The organism is Ruegeria sp. N11 (assembly GCF_056531525.1).
In genome coordinates, this window is sequence record NZ_JBQFLX010000014.1 from 1 (window position 1) to 15,551 (window position 15,551).

Annotated in this window: 19 protein-coding genes; 7 read left to right on the top strand and 12 right to left on the bottom strand. The window is 58.9% G+C overall.

All coding sequences use genetic code 11. The annotated features are described in order from the left end of the window. The 3 genes from ACR0J8_RS15190 to ACR0J8_RS15200 all read right to left on the bottom strand — a co-directional run. The coding region (locus ACR0J8_RS15190) for a GTP-binding protein (RefSeq protein WP_215675807.1) at positions 1-91 on the bottom strand (91 nt) is incomplete at its 3' end. A 116-nt stretch (positions 92-207) separates the two neighbouring features. Continuing rightward, complete coding sequence (locus ACR0J8_RS15195; RefSeq protein WP_170681495.1) at positions 208-798, bottom strand: hypothetical protein; 591 nt, start codon at positions 796-798, stop codon at positions 208-210. A gap of 98 nt (positions 799-896) precedes the next feature. Next, positions 897-3,245: a DNA topoisomerase IV subunit A gene (locus ACR0J8_RS15200; RefSeq protein ID WP_480526296.1), complete on the bottom strand. Its 2,349-nt coding sequence runs from the start codon at positions 3,243-3,245 to the stop codon at positions 897-899. A gap of 198 nt (positions 3,246-3,443) precedes the next feature. Between ACR0J8_RS15200 and ACR0J8_RS15205 the strand changes: the two genes are divergently transcribed. The 6 genes from ACR0J8_RS15205 (at position 3,444) to ACR0J8_RS15230 (ending at position 7,796) form a co-directional block, all read left to right on the top strand. Further along, positions 3,444-4,073 carry an SH3 domain-containing protein gene (locus ACR0J8_RS15205; protein ID WP_480526294.1) on the top strand — a complete coding sequence of 210 codons (630 nt, stop codon included), beginning with the start codon at positions 3,444-3,446 and terminating at the stop codon, positions 4,071-4,073. A gap of 69 nt (positions 4,074-4,142) precedes the next feature. Continuing rightward, the gene (locus ACR0J8_RS15210; RefSeq protein WP_480526292.1) at positions 4,143-4,970 is read left to right on the top strand and encodes an SDR family NAD(P)-dependent oxidoreductase; all 828 of its coding nucleotides are present in this window, start codon (positions 4,143-4,145) and stop codon (positions 4,968-4,970) included. A gap of 75 nt (positions 4,971-5,045) precedes the next feature. Then, positions 5,046-5,249, top strand: coding sequence for a twin transmembrane helix small protein (locus tag ACR0J8_RS15215; RefSeq protein ID WP_170611869.1), 204 nt, complete (start codon positions 5,046-5,048; stop codon positions 5,247-5,249). Further along, positions 5,250-5,822 carry a cob(I)yrinic acid a,c-diamide adenosyltransferase gene (locus ACR0J8_RS15220; RefSeq protein ID WP_480890967.1) on the top strand — a complete coding sequence of 191 codons (573 nt, stop codon included), beginning with the start codon at positions 5,250-5,252 and terminating at the stop codon, positions 5,820-5,822. A 286-nt stretch (positions 5,823-6,108) separates the two neighbouring features. Continuing rightward, positions 6,109-6,867 carry an electron transfer flavoprotein subunit beta/FixA family protein gene (locus ACR0J8_RS15225; protein WP_170611874.1) on the top strand — a complete coding sequence of 253 codons (759 nt, stop codon included), beginning with the start codon at positions 6,109-6,111 and terminating at the stop codon, positions 6,865-6,867. Further along, entirely contained in the window at positions 6,867-7,796 is a 930-nt protein-coding gene (locus ACR0J8_RS15230) for an electron transfer flavoprotein subunit alpha/FixB family protein (protein ID WP_480526288.1), read from the top strand. The genes ACR0J8_RS15225 and ACR0J8_RS15230 overlap by 1 nt, the downstream gene beginning before the upstream one ends. 59 nt (positions 7,797-7,855) lie before the next feature. Here the strand turns inward: ACR0J8_RS15230 and ACR0J8_RS15235 are convergent, their stop codons facing one another. Next, positions 7,856-8,668, bottom strand: a complete 813-nt coding sequence (locus ACR0J8_RS15235) for a DUF6473 family protein (RefSeq protein WP_480526286.1) — start codon at positions 8,666-8,668, stop codon at positions 7,856-7,858. Positions 8,669-8,830: 162 nt separating this feature from the next. On the opposite strand from ACR0J8_RS15235, the gene ACR0J8_RS15240 reads away from it, so the two are divergent. Then, positions 8,831-9,706 carry a 3-hydroxybutyryl-CoA dehydrogenase gene (locus ACR0J8_RS15240; protein ID WP_170805976.1) on the top strand — a complete coding sequence of 292 codons (876 nt, stop codon included), beginning with the start codon at positions 8,831-8,833 and terminating at the stop codon, positions 9,704-9,706. 79 nt (positions 9,707-9,785) lie between these two features. On the opposite strand, the gene ACR0J8_RS15245 is transcribed toward ACR0J8_RS15240, so the two are convergent. The 8 genes from ACR0J8_RS15245 to ACR0J8_RS15280 are packed head-to-tail and all read right to left on the bottom strand — an operon-like array spanning position 9,786 to position 15,508. After that, positions 9,786-10,685: a lysophospholipid acyltransferase family protein gene (locus ACR0J8_RS15245; protein ID WP_480526283.1), complete on the bottom strand. Its 900-nt coding sequence runs from the start codon at positions 10,683-10,685 to the stop codon at positions 9,786-9,788. 40 nt (positions 10,686-10,725) lie between these two features. Further along, positions 10,726-10,995, bottom strand: coding sequence for an HPr family phosphocarrier protein (locus tag ACR0J8_RS15250; protein ID WP_170611881.1), 270 nt, complete (start codon positions 10,993-10,995; stop codon positions 10,726-10,728). 17 nt (positions 10,996-11,012) lie between these two features. After that, positions 11,013-11,405 carry a PTS sugar transporter subunit IIA gene (locus ACR0J8_RS15255; RefSeq protein WP_170611883.1) on the bottom strand — a complete coding sequence of 131 codons (393 nt, stop codon included), beginning with the start codon at positions 11,403-11,405 and terminating at the stop codon, positions 11,013-11,015. Continuing rightward, entirely contained in the window at positions 11,402-12,295 is an 894-nt protein-coding gene (rapZ, locus tag ACR0J8_RS15260; protein ID WP_480526281.1) for an RNase adapter RapZ, read from the bottom strand. The genes ACR0J8_RS15255 and rapZ overlap by 4 nt, the downstream gene beginning before the upstream one ends. Further along, a complete protein-coding gene (locus tag ACR0J8_RS15265; protein ID WP_480526279.1) occupies positions 12,280-12,750 on the bottom strand; it encodes an HPr kinase/phosphorylase in 471 nt (156 codons plus the stop codon). The genes rapZ and ACR0J8_RS15265 overlap by 16 nt, the downstream gene beginning before the upstream one ends. A 4-nt stretch (positions 12,751-12,754) precedes the next feature. Then, complete coding sequence (locus ACR0J8_RS15270; RefSeq protein WP_480526277.1) at positions 12,755-14,473, bottom strand: ATP-binding protein; 1,719 nt, start codon at positions 14,471-14,473, stop codon at positions 12,755-12,757. A 33-nt stretch (positions 14,474-14,506) separates the two neighbouring features. Beyond that, positions 14,507-15,211: a response regulator gene (locus tag ACR0J8_RS15275; RefSeq protein ID WP_170611892.1), complete on the bottom strand. Its 705-nt coding sequence runs from the start codon at positions 15,209-15,211 to the stop codon at positions 14,507-14,509. A 21-nt stretch (positions 15,212-15,232) separates the two neighbouring features. Further along, positions 15,233-15,508, bottom strand: a complete 276-nt coding sequence (locus tag ACR0J8_RS15280) for a hypothetical protein (protein WP_480440604.1) — start codon at positions 15,506-15,508, stop codon at positions 15,233-15,235. Positions 15,509-15,551 lie beyond the last annotated feature (43 nt).

The window sequence follows — 15,551 nt, forward strand, 5'->3', positions numbered from 1 at the left end:
CCGCCGTCAGCGTCGTCTTGCCGTGGTCAACGTGCCCAATCGTGCCGATGTTGACGTGCGGTTTTGTACGCTCAAACTTTTCCTTTGCCATTCCTCAGGCGCCCTTTTGCGATTTGGGGGACCCTTGGTCCCGTGGTTACATCTGCGCGCGCGAGATATTTGGTTCAAAGGGGAAAATCAAGCACATCCTGAGGGAAAAGCGGCCCCTTATGCCGGATTTTGCGTAACATCCCCGGATTCGAGCGGCCGGATCAGATCGGGCCGCCGATCAAACCAGCCGTTGTCCTTGTGTTCCTCGGCCAGCCACTCCTCAACCCGGTCGGCGACTTTTAGGGCAAGCCCGCTCATCTGCTCTTCTTTGGTCCGCTCGTGCCCCGAGCCTTTCAGGGCACTTCCGCCGGTCGTGTCCTCAAGAACCTGAAACTGTTTGCCCTTGGCCAGAAACTCTTTCTTGTTCACGTCATACACGTTTACCAAAACAATCGCCGTGCTTTTGGGATTGTAGATCACGGGAATGCCCGGAGGCGCCAGCATATAGCCTTCCAGACTGATACCGATGTCATATTCCTGTGCACCGGAGTAGCGACCCAGGCGAATGTCGACCGCGTTCTGAATGGCTGCGGTCCATTCATCAGGCGTCGCATCCCGCGACACCGGGCCCTGCACCGCCTTTTCGGCAAAGGCATAGTTGACCCGCAGCTTGAATTCGCCCAGCGATTCTGGCTCTTCATAAACCTGCGTCTGGGTGCAGGCGGCCATCAGGGCCAATCCGGTGATCAGGGTCAGAATGCGCAACATGTTCTCGTCTCGATAGGCCTGTTTTTCTTTGATCTAGCGCACCGATACGGCCTGTGCCAAGTCGTATCGGCAGAAATCCACCCGTAAGCGCGCCCTGATCACGAGAATTTATAGTCGCGCGGGAAGCCATAGGGAGGTTTTTTACCAACGCTGGCACGTTTGGCCAGCCACTGGGACATATCGGCCTCGTGCCGGGTCTTGTCACCACCCATCGACCACTTCAGGCCCTCTTCCCAGTTGAAAGTGGTGATGTCGGACAACCCGCCATCCAGCTCCAGCGTGCCCTGGCGGCCGCGCGCCATGTTGTATTTCTGAAGGCGCACGCCCTTGCCACGTGTCATCTCGGGCAGGTCTTCGGTCGGGAACACAAGGAACTTGCCGTTCTGAGACACAACGGCCACGTGATCCCCATCCACCGGTTTACAGATCATCGCGGTTTCATCGCCTTTGACGTTCAGCACCTGTTTGCCGTTGCGGGTCTGGGCCAGCACATCATCCTCGGGCACCATAAAGCCGTTGCCCGCACCCGATGCGACAAGCAGCTTTCGGCCTGGCTTGTGAATGAAAATGTCGATGATCTGCGCCTCATTCGGCAGGTCAACCATCAGGCGCAGCGGTTCGCCCATGCCGCGCCCGCCGGGCAAGTTGGCGGCGCTGACGGTGTAGAATCGCCCGTTCGAGGCAAACACCAGCAGGCGATCGGTCGTTTCGGCGTGGAAAATGAATCGTGGGCCGTCACCGTCCTTGAACTTCAGTTCACGCTTCAGGTCGATATGGCCGGTCATGGCGCGAATCCACCCCATCTGAGAGCAGACGACCGTAATCGGCTCGCGGTCGATCATCGCCTCAAGCGGCACTTCCTCGACCTGACCCGCTTCGGCGAACCGCGTACGACGCGCGCCGCCTTCGTAGTCTTTGCCGAATGTCTTCTTGGTCTCTTTCAACTGCTCGGCGATCTTGGCCCATTGCAGGCCCTCATCGGCCAGCAGGTCTTCGAGGTTGGCGCGCTCCAGCATCAATTCATCACGCTCACGCACCAGCTCCATCTCTTCCAGACGGCGCAAACTGCGCAGGCGCATGTTGAGGATGGCGTCGACCTGCACCTCGGACAGCTCGCCCTCACCTGGCTTGGGCGAGACATAGTCGGCCTCGTTGGTCGCGCGGACGTGATCGATGCCCCAATCCTCGCGCATCAGCGCGGCTTTGGGGTCGTCATCGTAGCGGATGATGTCGATTACGCGGTCGAGGTTGAGGAACGCGACGATAAAGCCCTCCAACACCTCCAACCGGTGGTCGATCTTGCCAAGACGGTGACGCGAGCGGCGGATCAGCACTTCTTGCCGGTGATCGAGGAAAGCGCGCAGCACCTCCTTCATCGAGCAAACCTTGGGCGTCACCCCGTCGATCAGAACGTTCATGTTCAGACTGAACCGCACCTCAAGGTCCGAGTTGCGATAGAGCATCCCCATCAGCACCTCGGGGTCCACGTTCTTGGAGCGTGGTTCCAGGATCAGGCGAATGTCATCGGCAGATTCGTCGCGGACATCCGCGAGGATCGGGATTTTCTTGGTCTGGATCAGTTCGGCGATCTTTTCGATCAGTTTCGATTTCTGAACCTGATAGGGGATCTCGGTAACAACGATCTGCCACTGACCTCGCCCCAGATCCTCGACCTCGAACTTGCAGCGCAGACGGAACGAACCGCGCCCGGTGCGATAGGCCTGTGCGATATTCTCTGGCGGCTCGACAATCACGCCGCCGGTCGGGAAGTCCGGGCCGGGAACATAGTTCAGCAGCGTGTCGTCACGCGCGTCCGGCGTTTTGATCAGATGCAGACAGGCATCACAGAGTTCCGAGATATTGTGCGGCGGGATATTGGTCGCCATCCCCACCGCGATACCGCTGGAGCCGTTGGCCAGCAGGTTCGGAAACTGTGCGGGCAGCACGACTGGTTCGGTCAGCGTGCCGTCATAGTTGTCGCGAAAATCGACGGCGTCCTCGTTCAGACCTTCCAACAGCGCCTCGGCCACGATGGTCATCCGCGCCTCGGTGTATCGCGAGGCCGCCGGGTTGTCGCCGTCGATATTGCCAAAGTTCCCCTGACCGTCGACCAGCGGGTAACGGACGTTGAAGTCCTGCGCCAGACGCGCCATCGCGTCGTAAATCGCGGCGTCCCCGTGCGGGTGATAGTTGCCCATCACATCGCCGGAAATCTTGGCCGACTTCCTGAATCCTCCGGTTGCGCTGAGTCGCAGCTCTCTCATCGCATAGAGGATTCGCCGATGCACCGGTTTCAACCCATCCCGCGCGTCGGGCAGCGCCCGGTGCATGATGGTGGACAGCGCATAGGTCAGATAGCGTTCGCCAATCGCGCGGCGCAGCGGTTCGGCTACCTCACCCCCGTTGCCGGGGGTCTCCATGTTGGGGTCGTCGATCGTGTCGTTCATATATGATGTGATACGACGCAAGCGCGGCGTGGTAAAGCAAGCAGGGCACAATTTACTGGGGACAAGTCGCGCTTTTTGCAACACGGGGAGGCAAGCCCCGGATTTCCCCCATCTTTCGACTCAATCCCCAAGCTATGCTAAACTTTCATCAATTGAATGCTGCCTGTTTGTTGTTGCGATTACCCGGGGGATTGCGTCATGACGCGCCTTATACTTGTTACCTTTGCTCTGCTCGGATGGAGCTTCTACGTGATGAGCGGCGGCCCCGATTTCGAGCCGCGCGGCCTGCGCACGGAAAAACCTGTGCAAGTGGCGTCAGTTCCCAAACCTGCACCAAAGCAGATTGCCCCGGCCCCGGCGGAAGACCTTGTGAAAAAAGCCGCTATTAGGCCGGTCGAACCCGAGAAGCCAAAGCTGGAACCTGAACCAGCGCCTGTTCAGGTCGATACTCAGGCACAGCTGACGCAGGTTGCTGTTGGGCTGAATTCAGACCTGTCCCTGTTTGGCGATCAGGCCGCGACATTCTCTCTGGCGTCTCTGGATCAGGGCGCGGCAGCGCTGCGTCAGATCACACCTGAGGTGCCTGACGGGGTTACGCAGACCGTTGCCCCCACCGAGCCCGCAAAAGACATCCGCGAAGTTACGGGCACCCGCGTCAACATGCGCGATGGGCCCGGCACGATCTATCCGGTCGTTGGCAAGGTTTCGATCGGACAGAAGGTCGAAGTGATTGGCGATTCGGGAACCGGATGGCTGCGGCTGCGCGTGTTGCCCGGGCAACAGATCGGATGGATTTCCGCCTCACTGATCCGAAAAACAGAAAACTGACACAGCGATGTCATTGTCCTGACCGGGACCGCGCCATAGCTTTTGGCAAAAGAACATCTCGGGGATGACATGCAGAAATCCATTCTGATCACAGGCTGCTCTTCCGGTATTGGCCTGGATGCGGCTCATGGGATGCGCGCCCGCGGCTGGCGAGTCTTCGCGGCCTGCCGCCAACAGCGCGACTGCGACAGGCTGAGGGCACAGGGCTTTGACAGTCCGCGAATCGATTATGCAGATGCGGAGAGTATACGAACAGGCCTGGAACAGGTGCTCGAAGCGACCGACGGCACACTGGATGCACTGTTCAACAATGGTGCACATGGATTGCCCGGTGCGATAGAAGACGTGCCGACGGATGGGTTGCGTGTCATATTCGAATCCAATGTTTTCGGCTGGCATGAGCTGACCCGGCGGGTCATCCCGGTGATGCGGCGTCAGGGTCACGGTCGTATAGTACAATGCTCATCGGTGCTTGGACTGGTCGCGTTCCCCTGGCGCGGTGCGTATGTCGCGACGAAATACGCGATCGAGGGTCTGACCGACACCCTGCGGCTGGAGCTCAGGGATACCGATATTAAGGTCGTCCTGATCGAACCCGGGCCGATCACTTCGAAGATTCGGGAAAACTCGATCCCGGTGTTTGAACGGTTCATCGACTGGGAAAACTCGGCATTGCGGGAAAAATACGAGACTTCGCTGCTGACGCGCCTCTACGAATCTTCTGGCCCCGACCGGTTTGAACTGCCCGCATCAGCCGTGACCGACAAACTCGCGATTGCCGTGAGCGCGAAAAGACCGCGCGCGCGCTATTACGTCACCACGCCCACCTACATCGCCGGGTATCTGCGCCGGGTTTTGTCCACAAAAACCATAGATCGCATTCTGTCATTGGGCTGAGACACAAAAACCCATTCGCTTTTGCCGCTGCGCCCGCTAGATGGAGGCGTGAAAACAAACGCGGACGAGGGCTCCATGGACCTGATCATGCTGGTCTTGCTTTTGGCCATGGCGGCAGTTGTCGTCGTTTTGGCTTTGGGCATTGCAAACTTTGGCAAAGGTGGGACCGAAGCGGCCCACAAAAGCAACAAGATGATGCGCCTGCGCATCCTGTTTCAGTTCATTGCCGTGGTGCTGATTGTGCTCTACGTCTATCTGCGCGGACAGGGAGGGCAATAAATGGTTGTTCTGAACAAAATCTACACGCGCACAGGCGACGATGGAAAAACCGCGCTTGGCAATGGCGAACGGGTCGCCAAATACTCGGGCCGTGTGGCTGGCTATGGCACGGTGGACGAACTGAACGCCTTTGTCGGCGTCGCCCGCACTGAAGCTGATGGCGATGTTGAACTAGCGCTGGCGCGCATCCAGAACGATCTGTTCGATCTGGGCGCTGATCTGTGCCGTCCCGATATGGAAAAGGATGCCGAGGCGGATTACCCGCCATTGCGGATCGCTCCGGCACAGATCGACCGGCTGGAAGCCGAGATCGACTCCATGAACGAACGGCTGGAGCCACTGCGCAGTTTCATCCTGCCGGGCGGCACCCGGCTGGCGGCGCAATTGCATGTATGTCGCACGGTGTCGCGGCGTGCCGAGCGTCTGGTGGTCGAACTGTCCAATATGGAGCCCGTCAACGTAGTCGCCGTGAAATATTTGAACCGGCTGAGCGATTGGTTCTTCGTCGCCGCCCGCTGCGCCAACAACGACGGCCAGGCTGACGTTTTGTGGGTTCCGGGCGCGAACCGCTGAAAGCGGCACGGTGTCCTGTAGACCCGGTGGCGACCGGAAGGGTGAGGCCTCGGCCCGACAATCACAGTAAAGCGTCTGTTCCGGTCTGCCACTCGTCCCGTCGCGCACCAACCTGTTCCCACTGCGACACTACCGCTACGTAAAAAAATCATGAAACGCGACGTCTCAAGCTTACGACGTGACGATTTTGCTCTGTTGTCGCGCGGATTGAGACGCTATCTACACCCCGAGAGCATTGGTGGAGTCGCGACGCGGCTTGCCGTTTTTGTAAGGAGCGTACGCAAAAATGAAGGTACTTGTGCCTGTCAAGCGCGTGATTGACTACAACGTGAAGGTTCGCGTGAAGGCGGACGGGAGCGGTGTTGATCTCGCCAATGTAAAGATGTCGATGAACCCGTTCGACGAGATTGCAGTGGAAGAGGCGATCCGCCTGAAAGAGGCTGGCAAGGCTGAGGAAGTCGTGGCCGTCTCGATCGGCGTGAAGCAGGCGCAGGAGACGCTGCGGACCGCTCTGGCCATGGGCGCGGACCGCGCCATTCTGGTCGTTGCTGCCGATGACGTGCATCAGGACATCGAACCGCTGGCCGTTGCCAAGATCCTTGCCAAAGTGGTCGAGGAAGAACAGCCGGGCATCGTTCTGGCGGGTAAGCAGGCGATCGACAACGACATGAACGCCACCGGCCAGATGCTGTCGGCCCTGCTGGGCTGGAGCCAGGGCACCTTCGCGTCCGAGCTGGACATTGAAGGCGACACTGCCAAGATCACCCGCGAGGTGGACGGCGGCCTGCAGACCATCAGCGTCAAGATGCCGACCATCGTGACCGTTGATCTGCGTCTGAACGAGCCGCGCTATGCGTCGCTGCCCAACATCATGAAGGCGAAGAAAAAGCCGCTGGACGAGAAAACCGCCGCCGATTACGGCGTCGACGTCACTCCGCGTCTGGAAATCGTCAAGACCGAAGAGCCGCCGGCACGCGCTGCGGGCATCATCGTGGGCTCGGTCGACGAGCTAGTCGAGAAACTCAAAGAAGCGGGGGCTGTGTAATGGCTGTTCTTCTTCTCGCTGAAGTCAACAATGGTGAGCTGTCGCTGGACGCCACCGCCAAGGCCGTCAATGCCGCGAAAGTTCTGGGCGATGTGACCGTTCTGGCCGCTGGCGGTTCCGCCGCTGCCGCTGGTGAAGCTGCTGCCAAGATCGACGGCGTTTCCAAGGTTCTGGTTGCCGAAGACGCTTCGCTGGGCCACCGCCTGGCGGAATCGACCGCAGCGCTGATCGTGGGTCTGGCCGACGGGTACGAGCACATCGTGGCACCCGCCACCACCGACGCAAAGAACGTGATGCCGCGTGTTGCAGCGCTGCTGGACGTGATGGTGATCTCGGATGCATCTGGCGTTGTCGACGGCTCGACCTTCGAACGCCCGATCTATGCAGGTAACGCGATCCAGACCGTGAAATCGAACGACGCCAAAAAGGTTGTCACCTTGCGGACTGCCAGCTTTGACGCGGCTGGCGAAGGTGGTTCGGCCCCGGTCGAGACCATCTCGGTCGGCGAAAGTCCGGGCCTGTCGTCCTGGGTCGAGGACAAGGTTGCGGCCAGCGACCGCCCCGAGCTGACCTCGGCTGGCGTTGTTGTTTCAGGTGGCCGCGGTGTTGGCTCCGAAGAAGACTTCAAACTGATCGAAGCTCTGGCTGACAAGCTGGGTGCCGCTGTTGGCGCATCGCGCGCGGCGGTCGACTCGGGTTACGCTCCGAACGACTGGCAGGTGGGTCAGACCGGTAAGGTCGTGGCTCCGGACCTGTACGTTGCCGTAGGCATCTCGGGCGCGATCCAGCACCTGGCCGGCATGAAGGACTCGAAGGTCATCGTCGCGATCAACAAGGATGAAGAAGCGCCGATCTTCCAGGTCGCCGACTTCGGACTGGTTGCCGACCTGTTCCAGGCCGTTCCGGAACTGACCGAAAAGCTTGGCTGATCAAGAACACAATTTTCTCGATGAGAAATCTTCAAGGCCCGCCACAAGGCGGGCCTTTTTCAGTTCAGATCTTGAACAACCGGCACCAGAGCATCCGCGATGGCCCTGTGTGCGGCCGGGCCGATCATGTGCTCTGCCATGGGCTGCTGCAATGTTCCGAACAGCACGTCCTCAAGTTCGTCCGAAGCGCCGGCAACGCTGACCGACAACTCGACGATACCCGCGCATTGCGATCGGAATTGCTCGACCATGGGCCTATCGATCTGCAATTGCCCGCCAACATCGCATGGCGATTGCCTGTGCACACGCAGCCACAGCAATATCACTGGCGGTCCAACACGCTCGAGAAAGGACTGCAGGTTTTTGCACCACTGATCCTGCAAACCCTGGGCTAACACCGCAAACCGGGCGGCCCCAAGATCCAATAGCCGCGTCAAAAGATGCTTCACGAAGTGAAACTCTGTGAAATCAACTTCGGGGTAAAGGTCTACGAGTTTACGCGTCGGCTCAAGAAACCTATCATTTCGGCGGGGATGCACCCGGTAAAATGGGTTCGACTGATCAGCAAGCCCGGGGATTTGCAGCACGCACAGGCCGGAACCATTCACCAGGTTCAGTATCCCTTGATCGCGCACCAACGCCTCGGCCCCTGCAAACAGGCTGCCCAGATTGACACAACACTTTCCCACACGCCCTTCCAGCACTGAAGGGAACGGCTGATCCACGAACCGCCCGAATGTTTCGTCGCCGCCAACACAAACCACTGAGGACTTGTCCGGTCGCTTCTCAGGCCCGCGAAACCAGAGCCTGGATTGTTCATATTGGCAAACGGCAACATCGACCCGGTCCGAGCCGACCTGAAGATAGCTCATAACACCCACCTGTTTTTCACCCGGGTGCCATCTTGCGGCCGCAGGAATTGATAAAACCCTAATGTGCGCATTTGAAGCAAATTCAGCCTGATCCAACCCCTTGCCGCCCGCCCCGATCTGCCGATAGTGTCGGATCAACCTATGGGACAAAGGCACCTGAACATGGATGTAAAATCAGTCGGAGTGATCGGCGCGGGCCAGATGGGCAATGGCATCGCCCATGTTTTGGCGCTGGCGGAATATGACGTCCTTCTGACCGACGTCAGCCAGGAGGCGCTGGACAATGCTCTGGCGACGATCGAAGGCAATCTTGCCCGGCAAGTGTCCCGCGGAAAGATCACCGACGAGGCAATGCAGGCCGCCCTTTTGCGCATCGCGACCACGCTTGAATTGCCTAAACTGGGTCAAACCGATCTTGTGATCGAGGCCGCGACCGAACGCGAAACGATCAAGCAGGCCATTTTCGAGGACCTTCAACCGCATCTGCAGCCCCATACGATCCTGACTTCGAATACCTCATCTATTTCGATCACGCGTCTCGCCAGCCGGACCGACCGTCCGGAACGGTTCATGGGGTTTCACTTCATGAACCCTGTACCGGTGATGCAGCTTGTCGAGTTGATCCGCGGCATCGCAACGGATGAAGCGACCTACAAAGCCTGCAAAGCTGTTGTGGACCGGTTGGGCAAGACCGCAGCCAGCGCCGAAGATTTTCCGGCCTTCATCGTGAACCGGATCCTGATGCCGATGATCAACGAGGCGGTTTATACGTTGTATGAGGGTGTCGGTAGCGTTCAGTCCATCGACCAGTCAATGAAGCTGGGCGCCAATCATCCGATGGGGCCGCTGGAGCTGGCGGATTTCATCGGCCTGGATACCTGCCTGGCGATCATGAATGTGCTGCATGAGGGTCTGGCCGACACCAAATACCGTCCGTGTCCACTGCTGACAAAGTATGTCGAGGCCGGCTGGCTGGGCCGCAAGACCGAGCGCGGGTTTTATGACTATCGTGGCGAAGTCCCAATACCAACGCGCTGACGCACAGGGGGCCAGCCCCCTCGCCCGGATTTCATCCGGGCTCACCCCCGGGATATTTTCAGCCAGATGAAGACGCGGATCAGGCCCTGGTCCCACCGCCCAGAGCCAAGGTGTGCTTTCTAAGCCATGCCATGAACCCGCGCGGGTCTTTTTCGAGTAGTTGCATGTCGTCCGGCGATATCGGATCACCGATGACCGGAGATTGCGGTTTGTTGCAGGACCTTACGATCTCGTGCAGCAGCAGCCCCTGACGCAGGATCGGGGAAACACGGTTTGCGATCTGATACCAGCGCGAGTTGCAACCAGGAAAAAAGATCGGCACGACCTGAGCACCGGACCGGCGGATCATCTTCGCCGTAAAGACGTTCCATTCCCGTTCCTGTGCGGGGCCGAACCAACTGTCCGAAGACATCACCACGCCCGAAGGGAACAAGGCTACCACGCCGCCGTCCTTGAGGTGTTCCATCGCCTTGCCGCGCATTTCCAGCATCTTGGCCTGGGCTTCGGGATCGTGCGGAAACGGAACTGCGATCATGAACGATGTCGCAGCTTCATCCAGGCCGGTCAGAACCGAGCGGGTCAGGATGCGATAATCGCTGCGCACGCGGCCGATCAGTTCGGCAAAAATCATGCCGTCAACCATGCCATGGGGGTGGTTGGCGACCACAACGACCGGGCCTTCCTTGGGAATGCGATCGATCTGTTCCTGCGGCGTGGTCAGTTTGATGCCCATCACCTCGAGCGCGCCGCCCCAGAAACGCTGGCCGCGATACAACTCGTTCTTTTTCTCGAATTTATTGACCATTCGCAAAATGGTCAGTTTTCCGGTGCACCATTCGATGACCCGAATGGCAGCCGAAGTCCAGGCATCGTCAAACGAGTTGGCGTAGGTCAGCGTTCTGCGATCATAGATTTCGCCTTGTTCACCGGCCCCATCTACCACCGGGTTCGTCTTGGTCTCGTGCGTTGTTTCCGCCAATTCCTGGTTTTCCCGTTCTTCCTGTCCTGGCAGGACCGGCTCAGAATCCCTCTCCGAACTTGTCGTTCACCAAAGTTTCCAAGGCTTCCGCCAACGCCTCAGCATCCGGTCCGGACGTCTCGACGTCAATAGTGGTTCCGCGCGATGCTGCCAACATCAAAAGGCCCATAATACTGTCTCCGGATGCAGAAAGTCCGTCCCGCGAAACCTCGGCACTGGCATCAAATCCCTCGACCACCTCGACCAGCTTGGCTGAGGCACGGGCGTGCAGGCCCTTTTCGTTAATAATTTTCAAGCTTCGGGTGGTCATGGTCTATTAATCCGATTTTAGTCCAACGTGACATTCTGCGCATTGATATATTTTCGTCCAGCCTCAATCGCTTGCCGGACGGCATCGCCGACGGGCAAGTGGCGGCTTTTGGCCAGTTTGATCAACATGGGAAGGTTTGCGCCGTAAAGTATGCGACGATCCTGCGGGGCGCAGGCCCGCATGCTCAGATTCGACGGGCTGCCGCCAAACAGGTCAGTCACGACAACGACACCGTCGCCGGCGTCGACCTGATCCGCGGCACGGCATATTTCGCTTTGTTTGGCGTCGCGATCATGATCGGCCTCGATCGGGATCGCGACAAGACCCGGCTGTGTCCCGACCACGTGCTGCATCGCGGCCAGGTATTCTTCGGCCAGCCTGCCATGCGCTACAATTACGATCCCGATCAATCCGGCCTCACATTCAACGAGCGTCGTTCCATTTCGCGGTGTCTGATTGCCACCTGCTGGCCCTCTTCCGCAAGGGCTTTTGCGACCGCTTCGGCCATCGCGACCGAGCGATGTTGCCCACCTGTGCAGCCAAACGCAACCGAAAGATGCGCCTTGCCCTCGGCCCGGAAGGCCGGCAGCAAAAGCCTGAGCAGATCGACGACTCTGTCGAAGAACGGTCGGTAGTTCATATCCGACTGAACATAGCTTGCAACATCCGGGTTTCTACCATCGGCCGCGCGCAATTCAGGGCGCCAGTACGGATTGGCCAGAAACCGGCAGTCAAACACCATGTCCAGTCCCCTTGGCAGGCCGCGCTTGTACGAAAAGGATTCAATCGACACCGCCAGATGCCGGCCGCCCTGAGGTGCGAACCATCGCTCGACCTCATCGCGCAACTGATGGACATTCAGTGCTGTCGAGTCGATCAGCGTATCGGCAATTTCGCGGATCGGGGCCAGCAGTTCCTTTTCCTGGCGTACGCCGGATTCGGGGCTGGAATCCCTTGCCACCGGGTGCCGCCTACGGGTTTCGGAAAAGCGCCGCAGCAGCACGTCATCGCTGCAATCCAGATAAAGGGTGGTCAGATCGACCTGTTCCATCCGGCTGAGTTTCGCCACCAGTTCAATGAATCCGATGGTTGAAAAATCGCGGTTGCGCGCGTCGATCCCAAGCGCCATGGGCCGGTCGCTTTCCGGGCCATCCAGAAGGCGTGTCAACAACCCCATGGGCAGGTTGTCGATGGCTTCAAAGCCCAGGTCTTCGAGAACGTGGATTGCGGTCGAACGTCCGGCACCCGAAGGCCCGGTGACCAGAACGATACGCCGCTGTGCTGTCAGTTCCCGGGCCATTCCGGATCCATTCGTCCCATTTTCATTAATTGCACCAATGCTGCGGCCAAATTGGGGACTTCACCGCCCCAAAGCAAGGGAACAGGATGCCCCAGCAGAACCACCATCCGTGGCTCGGGCAAACGTGCGGGTTCGCTCTGGTCCAGATCTACAACGACGCTGACAGGAACCGGCCCCTTCGGATCTGCGCGCAACAGGCCGATACCACGCGCCTCGATCACGCCCCGCAGCTCCGGAACGGCGTCGGCGATCACATGGCCATCCCGTACATGCAGATTGACCCGATCGTCCGCAACAAAACTCGCCCCCAGCGCCATCATCTGCAGCGCCAGTGACGACTTGCCCGCGCCCGAACGCCCCACGATCAGAAGGCCGTGCCCTTCGATGCTGACGCAAGCGGCATGGATACAAGCTGTGTTCTGTTGTTCGATGGCAGAAAGGGTCGGGCTGGACATATGCCTACAAAGGAAGCCCGACAACAAACCGGGCGCCCAAAGGATCCGAAGTTATGTCCGCTTCGGTCGGACGGATGTTCTCCGCCCAGATCACGCCGCCATGGGCCTCAACAATCTGTTTTGAAATCGCAAGCCCCAAGCCCGAGTTGTTCCCAAAATGCTCGACCGGGCGCTGCGAGTAGAAGCGTTTGAACACTTTGGTCAGCGCCTGATCGGGTATGCCCGGACCGGTATCTTCAACCACCACCAGAACCCGGTTCTCGCGCTGTCGTACCCAGACCCGAATGGCATCGCTTTCCTCGCAGAAGGAAATCGCATTGGTGATCAGATTGACGAAAACCTGTGCCAGTCGCGCCTCAAGCCCGTTGATCATAATCGGATCGGGCGGCAGATCGGTGATGTAGTCGATCCCTTTCGACCGGGCGTCTTCGCCCAGATACTGCCCAAGATTGCCCAGCAGCTTGAGCAGATCAAAGGGCTGCTCCTCTTCTTTGACCAATTCGGCATCCAGTCGGGATGCGTTCGAAATATCGCTGACCAACCGGTCCAGGCGCCGCACGTCATGTTCGATCACGCCCAAAAGTTTCTCGCGCTGGTCGTCGCGTTTGACCATGCGCAGCGTCCCGACTGCCGATTGCAGGCTTGCAAGCGGGTTCTTGATTTCATGCGCCACGTCCGCCGCAAACTGCTCGTTCGCATCGATCCGGTTGTAAAGCGCAGTCACCATCCCTCGCAGCGCTCCGCTGAGTTGCCCGATTTCATCGGGGCGGGCGCTGAGGTCGGGAATTCGAATGCGGCCCGGATTGACACCAGCCCCTCTGTCCCTGCCCATCTCGGCAGCCGCCGCCAGATCCGCAAGCGGGTTGGCGATGGTTGATGCAAGAACAAGGCTCAGGCCGACGGACACCAGCAGGGCCACCACGAACATCTGTAGAATGCGCTCCTGCTCCTGCCGGGCAAGCGCATCAATCTCACCGGCCGGACCGGCCATGGCAACGGCACCGACCGGGCTTCCCTCGAACAGAATGGGCGCAGCCGCAACGATTGCGGTTTCCCCTGCATCATCCTGAACCGCCTGCATTTGAACATTGCCCAGCAATGCCTGCGGGATGATTTCCTGTACGCGTTGTGCAAGCGTCGGTGGATCGGTTTCCTGCGGTTTCGTGAATACTGTCGTCAGACCCATCCAGACGGCATTGAGACCGTCACTGATAACTGTACTGCCGGTTGGCGCATCGGCCCCTGACTCCAACCCGAGAGGCATTTGCGCCGGCAGCGAAGCGCCTCGGGTCCAGCCAATTAGGGTGCCCTGGGTATCATAAATGAAGACCTCGCCGCCATCGGGCAGTGTAAGTCCGGACAGCGTGTCCCTGACATCCAGATCAGCAGCGTCCCGGGGGCCGTCGGAGTCCGCCTGACGCAGCTGGGTTTCGAACACGTTGCTGACCAGCTGGGCATCACCCACCAGATTGCGCGCCGTCTGCTGGACCCGCTCCTTGCGTGAATCGTCCAGATACAGCAACCCGGTAACAAGAATGACCAGGGCGATCAGGTTGAACGTGATGATCTTGCGCGCCAGAGGAGAGCCGCGCAGAGAAAACAGATTGCGTCGCGACCGCGTTGCCCTGACTTCATGGGACTCGGGATCATGCGGGATGACCCAGTCATCCCCCAGAACGACATCTCCGTCGCGCAGCGCATTGGCTTGTTCGGTATCGCGCACGAGACCCGGCTACCCCTTATCAGAAGGCTGTTCTTATTCTTCGTTGTATCTGTACCCGATGCCGTACAGGGTTTCGATGGCCGAAAACTCAGGATCTGCCGCACGCATTTTCTTGCGCAGCCGCTTGATGTGGCTGTCGATGGTGCGGTCGTCGACATAAACCTGATCGTCATAGGCCACATCCATCAACTGATCGCGGCTTTTGACGAACCCCGGTCTCTGCGCCAGCGCCTGCAACAACAGGAACTCGGTCACTGTCAGCGAAACATCGGTGCCCTTCCAGCTTACGGCGTGGCGCAGCGGATCCATCCGAAGCTCGCCACGCTCCATGACCTTGGCGTCGCCAGAGGCGGCAGCGGACACATCGCCCTCGGTCGCTTCCTGCCGGCGCAGCAACGCGCGGATACGTTCAACCAGAAGACGCTGTGAAAAAGGCTTTTTGACATAGTCATCCGCGCCCATGCGAAGGCCCAGAACCTCGTCGATCTCGTCATCCTTGGATGTCAGGAAGATCACCGGCATCTGAGTTTTCTGGCGCAGCCTTTGCAACAGGTCCATGCCGTCCATGCGGGGCATCTTGATGTCCAGCACCGCCATGTCCGGCAATTTCTTGTTGAATGCATCCAGGGCAGCCTGCCCGTCATTATATGTTTCGACCTCAAAACCCTCGGCTTCGAGCGTCATGGATACCGACGTCAGAATGTTCCTGTCGTCATCCACCAGTGCAATCTTTGACATCGGGTTCATCCCTATTCCTGCTCACTCTTGCAATAATTGGCTTATTTGTAAGGCATTGTTGGCGTTTTTAGGACGCCGAATCAATCCGTAACTGCGAATCGTGCCTTTCTTGGGGCAAGCTTGCGGCAAATTTGCCTTGCTGCCCGCAAATTGCCGCCCAGATTTTTGGCGGAAAATTCTTGGTGGCGCTAAACTTGTACTTGGTTGCGCTAACTGCGCCAAACCGTCCTGTTCATGCCCTAAATGACCGTGATAAGACCCGCCCATCCGCCGGTTTTTCCCGGCATACTGCCCCAAGAGCGCATAAGGCCAAACAGCCTTCGCGCCGCCACAGGAGAAG

Bases quoted from the DNA above. Each gene is read 5' to 3' on its own strand.
- ACR0J8_RS15195 (WP_170681495.1), bottom strand. From the start codon at position 798: ATGTTGCGCATTCTGACCCTGATCACCGGATTGGCCCTGATGGCCGCC.
- ACR0J8_RS15200 (WP_480526296.1), bottom strand. From the start codon at position 3,245: ATGAACGACACGATCGACGACCCCAACATGGAGACCCCCGGCAACGGG.
- ACR0J8_RS15205 (WP_480526294.1), top strand. From the start codon at position 3,444: ATGACGCGCCTTATACTTGTTACCTTTGCTCTGCTCGGATGGAGCTTC.
- ACR0J8_RS15210 (WP_480526292.1), top strand. From the start codon at position 4,143: ATGCAGAAATCCATTCTGATCACAGGCTGCTCTTCCGGTATTGGCCTG.
- ACR0J8_RS15215 (WP_170611869.1), top strand. From the start codon at position 5,046: ATGGACCTGATCATGCTGGTCTTGCTTTTGGCCATGGCGGCAGTTGTC.
- ACR0J8_RS15220 (WP_480890967.1), top strand. From the start codon at position 5,250: ATGGTTGTTCTGAACAAAATCTACACGCGCACAGGCGACGATGGAAAA.
- ACR0J8_RS15225 (WP_170611874.1), top strand. From the start codon at position 6,109: ATGAAGGTACTTGTGCCTGTCAAGCGCGTGATTGACTACAACGTGAAG.
- ACR0J8_RS15230 (WP_480526288.1), top strand. From the start codon at position 6,867: ATGGCTGTTCTTCTTCTCGCTGAAGTCAACAATGGTGAGCTGTCGCTG.
- ACR0J8_RS15235 (WP_480526286.1), bottom strand. From the start codon at position 8,668: ATGAGCTATCTTCAGGTCGGCTCGGACCGGGTCGATGTTGCCGTTTGC.
- ACR0J8_RS15240 (WP_170805976.1), top strand. From the start codon at position 8,831: ATGGATGTAAAATCAGTCGGAGTGATCGGCGCGGGCCAGATGGGCAAT.
- ACR0J8_RS15250 (WP_170611881.1), bottom strand. From the start codon at position 10,995: ATGACCACCCGAAGCTTGAAAATTATTAACGAAAAGGGCCTGCACGCC.
- rapZ (WP_480526281.1), bottom strand. From the start codon at position 12,295: ATGGCCCGGGAACTGACAGCACAGCGGCGTATCGTTCTGGTCACCGGG.
- ACR0J8_RS15265 (WP_480526279.1), bottom strand. From the start codon at position 12,750: ATGTCCAGCCCGACCCTTTCTGCCATCGAACAACAGAACACAGCTTGT.
- ACR0J8_RS15275 (WP_170611892.1), bottom strand. From the start codon at position 15,211: ATGTCAAAGATTGCACTGGTGGATGACGACAGGAACATTCTGACGTCG.